Source organism: Aeromonas sp. 604443 (assembly GCF_049170315.1).
Lineage (GTDB): Bacteria > Pseudomonadota > Gammaproteobacteria > Enterobacterales > Aeromonadaceae > Aeromonas > Aeromonas veronii_A.
In genome coordinates this window covers 174,655-180,766 of sequence record NZ_JAAKMI010000007.1, presented here as the reverse complement: position 1 = coordinate 180,766, position 6,112 = coordinate 174,655, and the positions used below count along the sequence as shown (strand labels likewise).

11 protein-coding genes are annotated in these 6,112 nt (G+C 52.8%); all 11 read right to left on the bottom strand.

The window, feature by feature from the left end; genetic code table 11:
- Positions 1-135: 135 nt before the first annotated feature.
- The gene (gene rplQ, locus G5380_RS12260) at positions 136-519 is read right to left on the bottom strand and encodes a 50S ribosomal protein L17 (protein WP_005307999.1); all 384 of its coding nucleotides are present in this window, start codon (positions 517-519) and stop codon (positions 136-138) included.
- 43 nt (positions 520-562) lie between these two features.
- On the bottom strand, positions 563-1,552 hold the full coding sequence (locus tag G5380_RS12255) for a DNA-directed RNA polymerase subunit alpha (RefSeq protein ID WP_005307997.1): 990 nt from the start codon (positions 1,550-1,552) through the stop codon (positions 563-565).
- Positions 1,553-1,577: 25 nt separating this feature from the next.
- Positions 1,578-2,198, bottom strand: coding sequence for a 30S ribosomal protein S4 (gene rpsD, locus G5380_RS12250; RefSeq protein WP_005342696.1), 621 nt, complete (start codon positions 2,196-2,198; stop codon positions 1,578-1,580).
- Between the two features lie 39 nt (positions 2,199-2,237).
- Positions 2,238-2,627 (bottom strand): 30S ribosomal protein S11, encoded by a 390-nt coding sequence (gene rpsK / locus G5380_RS12245; RefSeq protein ID WP_005307993.1) that lies wholly within the window; start codon positions 2,625-2,627, stop codon positions 2,238-2,240.
- A 14-nt stretch (positions 2,628-2,641) separates the two neighbouring features.
- The gene (gene rpsM / locus G5380_RS12240; protein WP_005307991.1) at positions 2,642-2,998 is read right to left on the bottom strand and encodes a 30S ribosomal protein S13; all 357 of its coding nucleotides are present in this window, start codon (positions 2,996-2,998) and stop codon (positions 2,642-2,644) included.
- Between the two features lie 139 nt (positions 2,999-3,137).
- Positions 3,138-3,251 carry a 50S ribosomal protein L36 gene (gene rpmJ / locus G5380_RS12235; protein ID WP_005319705.1) on the bottom strand — a complete coding sequence of 38 codons (114 nt, stop codon included), beginning with the start codon at positions 3,249-3,251 and terminating at the stop codon, positions 3,138-3,140.
- 27 nt (positions 3,252-3,278) lie between these two features.
- On the bottom strand, positions 3,279-4,607 hold the full coding sequence (gene secY / locus G5380_RS12230; protein WP_005307989.1) for a preprotein translocase subunit SecY: 1,329 nt from the start codon (positions 4,605-4,607) through the stop codon (positions 3,279-3,281).
- Between the two features lie 8 nt (positions 4,608-4,615).
- Entirely contained in the window at positions 4,616-5,053 is a 438-nt protein-coding gene (rplO, locus tag G5380_RS12225) for a 50S ribosomal protein L15 (RefSeq protein WP_005342691.1), read from the bottom strand.
- A gap of 2 nt (positions 5,054-5,055) precedes the next feature.
- Positions 5,056-5,235, bottom strand: coding sequence for a 50S ribosomal protein L30 (rpmD, locus tag G5380_RS12220; RefSeq protein WP_005307985.1), 180 nt, complete (start codon positions 5,233-5,235; stop codon positions 5,056-5,058).
- Positions 5,236-5,241: 6 nt separating this feature from the next.
- Complete coding sequence (gene rpsE / locus G5380_RS12215) at positions 5,242-5,742, bottom strand: 30S ribosomal protein S5 (RefSeq protein WP_005342686.1); 501 nt, start codon at positions 5,740-5,742, stop codon at positions 5,242-5,244.
- A 14-nt stretch (positions 5,743-5,756) separates the two neighbouring features.
- On the bottom strand, positions 5,757-6,110 hold the full coding sequence (rplR, locus tag G5380_RS12210; RefSeq protein ID WP_005340606.1) for a 50S ribosomal protein L18: 354 nt from the start codon (positions 6,108-6,110) through the stop codon (positions 5,757-5,759).
- Positions 6,111-6,112 lie beyond the last annotated feature (2 nt).

Sequence of the window (6,112 nt, the reverse complement as noted above, 5' to 3'; positions counted from 1 at the left end):
GCAGTTGAGGCAGTTGAGGCAGTTGAGGCAGTTGAGGCAGTTGAGGCAGTTGAGGCAGTTGAGGCAGTTGAGGCAGTTGAGGCAGTGTCAGAATGGATTAAAAGAAAAGCCGGGACAAGCCCGGCTTTTTCTTTATCACTCAGCAGCTGCTTCAGCAGCGGCCGGGCGGTCTACCAGCTCAATATAAGCCATAGGGGCGTTGTCGCCAGCACGGAAACCGCATTTCAGAATGCGAGTATAACCGCCGGCGCGCTCCAGGTAGCGCGGGCCCAGTTCATTGAACAGCTTAGCCACGATCGCGTTGTCGCGAGTGCGGGCAAATGCCAGACGACGATTAGCAACGCTATCAGTCTTGGCAAGGGTGATCAGCGGTTCAACTACACGACGCAGCTCTTTTGCCTTAGGCAGAGTCGTCTTGATGATCTCATGACGAACCAGGGAGCTGGCCATGTTGCGGAACATAGCCTGACGATGGCTGCTGTTCCGGTTCAGTTGACGACCACTCAAACGATGGCGCATGACCTTATCCTTCTAACTAAATCTGTGAAACCCGTAATCTGGATTACTCGTCAGCGATGCTGGCGGGCGGCCAGTTCTCAAGGCGCATGCCAAGAGACAGACCACGGGAGGCCAACACGTCCTTGATCTCAGTCAGGGACTTCTTACCGAGGTTAGGAGTCTTAAGCAACTCAACTTCGGTACGCTGTACCAGATCACCAATATAGTGGATAGCTTCTGCCTTCAGACAGTTCGCAGAACGAACTGTCAGCTCCAAATCATCGACAGGACGCAGCAGAATCGGATCAAACTCGGGTTTCTCTTCTTTCTTCTCGGGCACGCTGACATCGCGCAGATCCACGAAGGCTTCCAGTTGCTCAGCCAGAATAGTGGCAGAACGACGGATAGCTTCCTCAGGATCCAGGGTACCATTGGTCTCCATGTCGATGACCAGCTTGTCCAAGTCGGTACGCTGTTCCACACGTGCTGCCTCAACATTGTAGGCAATACGAACGATGGGGCTGAACGCGGAGTCCAGCAGCAGGCGACCGATAGGACGCTCTTCGTCATCGTTGTGAACACGAGCAGAAGCAGGCACATAACCACGACCGCGCTGAACTTTCAGGCGCATGCTGATTTCAGCATTGGCACCAGTCAGGTGGCAGATTACGTGCTCCGGGTTTACGATCTCGACTTCATCACCGTGAGTGATATCACCTGCGGTAACGGGGCCTGTTCCAGACTTGGTCAGGGACAGAGTTACCTCGTCCTTGCCTTCCAGCTTCACAGCGATACCTTTCAGGTTGAGCAGGATTTCAAGAATGTCTTCCTGTACACCTTCTTTGCTGCTGTACTCATGCAGTACCCCGTCAATTTCGACTTCAGTAACTGCACAACCGGGCATAGAAGACAGCAAAATACGACGCAGGGCGTTGCCCAGCGTGTGACCAAAGCCACGCTCAAGTGGCTCAAGAGTCACTTTCGCATGAGTCGGGCTAACTTGCTCGATGTCAACTAGCCGCGGTTTAAGAAAATCTGTTACAGAACCCAGCATTGTGTCCTCTCTTTAGAAGCTAGCTTTACTTGGAGTAAAGCTCGACGATCAGCTGTTCGTTAATGTCGGCAGACAGGTCGGAACGCTCTGGCAGGCGCTTGAAGGCACCTTCCATTTTAGCGGCATCAACCTCTACCCAAGTCGGCTTCTCGCGCTGACCAGCAACCTCAAGGGCAGCTTTGATACGCGCTTGCTTCTTAGCCTTCTCACGAACGCAGATCACGTCCTCAGGGGAAACCTGGAAAGAAGGAATGTTCACAACGCGGCCGTTTACCATGATGGCCTTGTGGCTCACCAGCTGACGAGATTCAGCGCGGGTAGCACCGAAGCCCATGCGGTATACGACGTTGTCCAGACGACCTTCCAGCAGCTGCAACAGGTTTTCACCGGTGTTACCCTTTTGACGGGCAGCGTCGCGGTAGTAGTTGCGGAACTGTTTTTCCAATACGCCGTAGATACGACGAACTTTTTGTTTCTCGCGCAGTTGCACACCGTAATCGGACAGACGGGGCTTGCGAGCGCCGTGCTGACCAGGAGCGGTGTCAATCTTGCACTTAGAATCAATCGCACGAACACCAGACTTCAGGAAGAGGTCTGTGCCCTCACGACGGCTAAGCTTAAGCTTAGGACCGATATATCTTGCCATCTTCTTTCTCCAACAATCCTAGACCAAGTAGCTACAGCGTTACACGCGGCGCTTCTTGGGAGGACGACAACCGTTGTGCGGGATCGGAGTCACATCAGTAATGTTAGTGATGCGGAAACCAGCCGCGTTCAGGGCGCGGATGGAAGACTCACGACCGGGACCCGGACCTTTGACCATGACTTCCAGGTTCTTGACGCCATATTCTTTGGCCATCTCACCAGCGCGCTCGGCAGCTACCTGAGCAGCGAACGGGGTGGACTTACGAGAACCACGGAAACCGGAACCACCAGAAGTAGCCCAAGACAGAGCATTGCCCTGACGGTCAGTAATGGTCACGATTGTGTTGTTGAAAGATGCATGAACGTGCGCAATACCGTCGCTCACTTGCTTTTTAACGCGCTTGCGAGCACGAGTCGGAGTTTTAGCCATTTTCTACCTTCCCGTTACTTCTTGATAGCCTTGCGCGGACCCTTACGGGTACGAGCGTTGGTCTTGGTACGTTGACCACGAACAGGCAGGCTACGACGGTGACGCAAACCACGGTAGCAACCCAGATCCATCAATCGCTTGATGTTCATGGAAATCTGACGACGCAGGTCACCTTCAACGGTGAATTTACCTACTTGTTCACGCAGACTCTCGATCTGAGCTTCGTCCAGGTCTTTAATTTTCACATTCTCAGCGATACCGGCTGCGGCACAAATGGCCTTGGAGCGGGTACGACCGACGCCATAAATCGCAGTCAAAGCAATGACTGCATGCTTATGGTCAGGAATGTTAATGCCAGCGATACGGGCCACTATTCACTCCTACATATAGTAGATTACGACCACCACAAAGCCCGTGAGCGGATACGTGGCGGTCAACCAATACACAACAAAAGTTGGCTGGCTATATTAGCCAGCACAACTATTTGTTGCAAGTACTAACCGTAAAAAATTAGCCTTGGCGCTGTTTATGCTTTGGCTCGCTGCAAATCACACGCACCACACCGTGACGCTTGATGATTTTGCAGTTACGGCAGATTGCCTTAACGGAAGCACGAACTTTCATTGCTTAACTCCGTAACTACGCCGACCTTTAGCGGCCGTAGCCCTTCAGGTTGGCCTTCCTCAGGACGTCACCATATTGATGAGACATCATATGGGTTTGTACCTGAGCCATGAAGTCCATGATAACCACCACAATAATCAGCAGCGAAGTGCCACCGAAGTAGAACTGTACGTTCCAGGCAGTCATCAGGAACTGGGGTACCAGACAGATAAAGGTTATATAGAGCGCACCTGCCAATGTCAGGCGAGTCATAACCTTATCGATATAACGTGCTGTCTGCTCGCCCGGGCGGATCCCCGGGATAAAGGCTCCACTCTTCTTCAGGTTATCTGCTGTCTCGCGGGGGTTGAACACCAGCGCGGTATAGAAGAAACAGAAAAAGATAATGGCTGCTGCATACAGCATCTCGTAAAGCGGCTGACCCGGCTGCAGGACCATAGAGACCTGTTGCAGGATATCAGCGACTTTACCCTCACCCTGACCAAACCAGGAGGTAATGGTACCCGGGAAGAGGATGATACTGGATGCGAAAATCGCAGGAATCACACCAGCCATATTCACTTTCAACGGCAGGTGCGTGCTTTGCGCGGCAAATACCTGGCGGCCTTGTTGACGCTTGGCATAGTTAACGACGATACGACGCTGACCACGCTCCACGAACACCACAAAGTAAGTCACTGCGAAAACAATCAAGCCCAGCAACAACAACAGCAGGATGTGCAATTCCCCTTGACGTGCCTGTTCGGCCGTAGCGCCAATGGCATGCGGCAGACCAGCAACGATACCTGTGAAAATAATCAACGAGATACCATTACCAATCCCACGCTCGGTAATCTGCTCACCCAACCACATCAAGAACATGGTACCGGTGACCAGACTCACAACCGCTGTGAAATAGAAGCCCAAACCCGGATGAGTCACGAGTCCTTGCATCATATTCGGCAGACCGGTTGCAATACCAATGGCCTGGAAAGTTCCCAAAACCAGCGTGCCCCAACGGGTATATTGGCTAATCTTGCGACGGCCGGATTCACCCTCTTTCTTGAGTTCAGCAAGAGCAGGATGAACCACTGTCAGCAGCTGGATAATGATCGACGCCGAAATGTACGGCATGATCCCCAACGCAAGAATAGAAGCACGCGATAGTGCACCACCACTGAACATGTTGAACATCTCAATGATGGTGCCCTTCTGTTGCTGGAACAACTCGGCCAGTACGGCGGCGTCAATACCAGGAATCGGCACATAAGAGCCTGCACGGAAAACGATAATCGCCCCGAGAACGAAGAGCAGACGGCTCTTCAGTTCACTCAGACCACCCTGTGCTTTAACATCCAATCCTGGTTTCTTAGCCATTGTACTGATTATTCCTCGATTTTACCGCCAGCGGCCTCGATGGCTGCACGTGCACCTTTGGTGACGGACAGACCACGAACGGTCACAGCACGGTCAATGTTGCCAGACAGAACAACTTTAGCGAACACGATGTTCTTGGTCAGAACGCCGGCTTGCTTCAGAGTGCTCACGTCGACTACATCACCTTCTACCAGGGCGATTTCGTTCAGGCGCACTTCGGCAGATACCAAAGATTTGCGAGAGAAGAAACCGAACTTCGGCAGACGGATTTTCAAAGGCATCTGGCCGCCTTCGAAACCGTTGCGGACTTTACCGCCACCGGAACGAGAGGTTTGACCTTTAACACCACGACCACCGGTCTTGCCCAGACCAGAACCGATACCACGGCCCGGACGGTGCTTAACGCGCTTGGAACCAGCGGCCGGAGACAGAGTATTCAGACGCATGCTTAGCCCTCCACCTTAACCATGTAATAAACCTGGTTGATCATACCGCGTACGCAAGGAGTATCTTCCAGCTCAACGGTGTGACCAATGCGACGCAGACCCAGACCACGCAGAGTCGCCTTGTGCTTTGGCAGACGGCCGATAGAGCTGCGAGTTTGAGTTACTTTTACAGTGTTAGCCATGTCGCATTACCCCAGAATTTCTTCAACGCGCAGACCACGCTTGGCAGCGATCTGTTCCGGTGACTGACCGTGAACCAGAGCGTCTACAGTTGCGCGAACAACGTTGATTGGGTTGGTGGAACCGTAGGTCTTAGCCAGCACGTTGTGGATACCAGCAACTTCCAGAACGGCACGCATGGCGCCGCCTGCGATGATACCAGTACCTTGAGAGGCCGGCTTCATGAACACGGTGGAACCGGAGTGAACACCTTTCACCGGGTGGTGCAGGGTGCCGTTGTTCAGTTCAACCTTGTTCAGGTTACGCTTGGCCTGTTCCATTGCTTTTTGAATAGCAGCCGGAACTTCACGGGCTTTACCGTAACCGTAACCTACACGGCCGTTACCATCACCCACCACGGTCAACGCGGTGAAGGACATGATACGACCACCTTTAACAGTTTTCGAAACACGGTTTACTGCAATGAGCTTTTCTTGCAGTTCGCCGGCTTGAGATTCGACTTTAGCCATCTTCGACTCCTAGCTTAGAACTGAAGACCAGCGTCACGTGCGGCAGCTGCCAGGGCAGCGATGCGACCGTGATACTTGAAACCGGAACGATCGAAAGATACGTTCTGAACGCCTTTGGCAATAGCACGCTCAGCGATAGCTTTACCTACAGCGGTAGCCGCATCTGCGTTACCGGTGTATTTCAGAGCTTCACTGATGGCTTTCTCTACTGTGGAAGCAGAGGCCAGAACTTCGGAACCGTTGGCTGCAATAACCTGCGCATAGATATGACGCGGGGTACGGTGAACAACCAGACGGGTAGCTCCCAGTTCCTGCATCTTTTTCCGAGCACGAGTAGCACGACGGAGACGAGCTGCTTTCTTGTCCATAG

What these genes read in the sequence shown, in the direction of transcription:
- G5380_RS12255 (WP_005307997.1), bottom strand. Translation starts at nt 1,552, where the DNA reads ATGCTGGGTTCTGTAACAGATTTTCTTAAACCGCGGCTAGTTGACATC.
- rpsD (WP_005342696.1), bottom strand. Translation starts at nt 2,198, where the DNA reads ATGGCAAGATATATCGGTCCTAAGCTTAAGCTTAGCCGTCGTGAGGGC.
- rpsE (WP_005342686.1), bottom strand. Translation starts at nt 5,742, where the DNA reads ATGGCTAAAGTCGAATCTCAAGCCGGCGAACTGCAAGAAAAGCTCATT.
- rpsK (WP_005307993.1), bottom strand. Translation starts at nt 2,627, where the DNA reads ATGGCTAAAACTCCGACTCGTGCTCGCAAGCGCGTTAAAAAGCAAGTG.
- rplR (WP_005340606.1), bottom strand. Translation starts at nt 6,110, where the DNA reads ATGGACAAGAAAGCAGCTCGTCTCCGTCGTGCTACTCGTGCTCGGAAA.
- rplO (WP_005342691.1), bottom strand. Translation starts at nt 5,053, where the DNA reads ATGCGTCTGAATACTCTGTCTCCGGCCGCTGGTTCCAAGCGCGTTAAG.
- secY (WP_005307989.1), bottom strand. Translation starts at nt 4,607, where the DNA reads ATGGCTAAGAAACCAGGATTGGATGTTAAAGCACAGGGTGGTCTGAGT.
- rplQ (WP_005307999.1), bottom strand. Translation starts at nt 519, where the DNA reads ATGCGCCATCGTTTGAGTGGTCGTCAACTGAACCGGAACAGCAGCCAT.
- rpmD (WP_005307985.1), bottom strand. Translation starts at nt 5,235, where the DNA reads ATGGCTAACACTGTAAAAGTAACTCAAACTCGCAGCTCTATCGGCCGT.
- rpmJ (WP_005319705.1), bottom strand. Translation starts at nt 3,251, where the DNA reads ATGAAAGTTCGTGCTTCCGTTAAGGCAATCTGCCGTAACTGCAAAATC.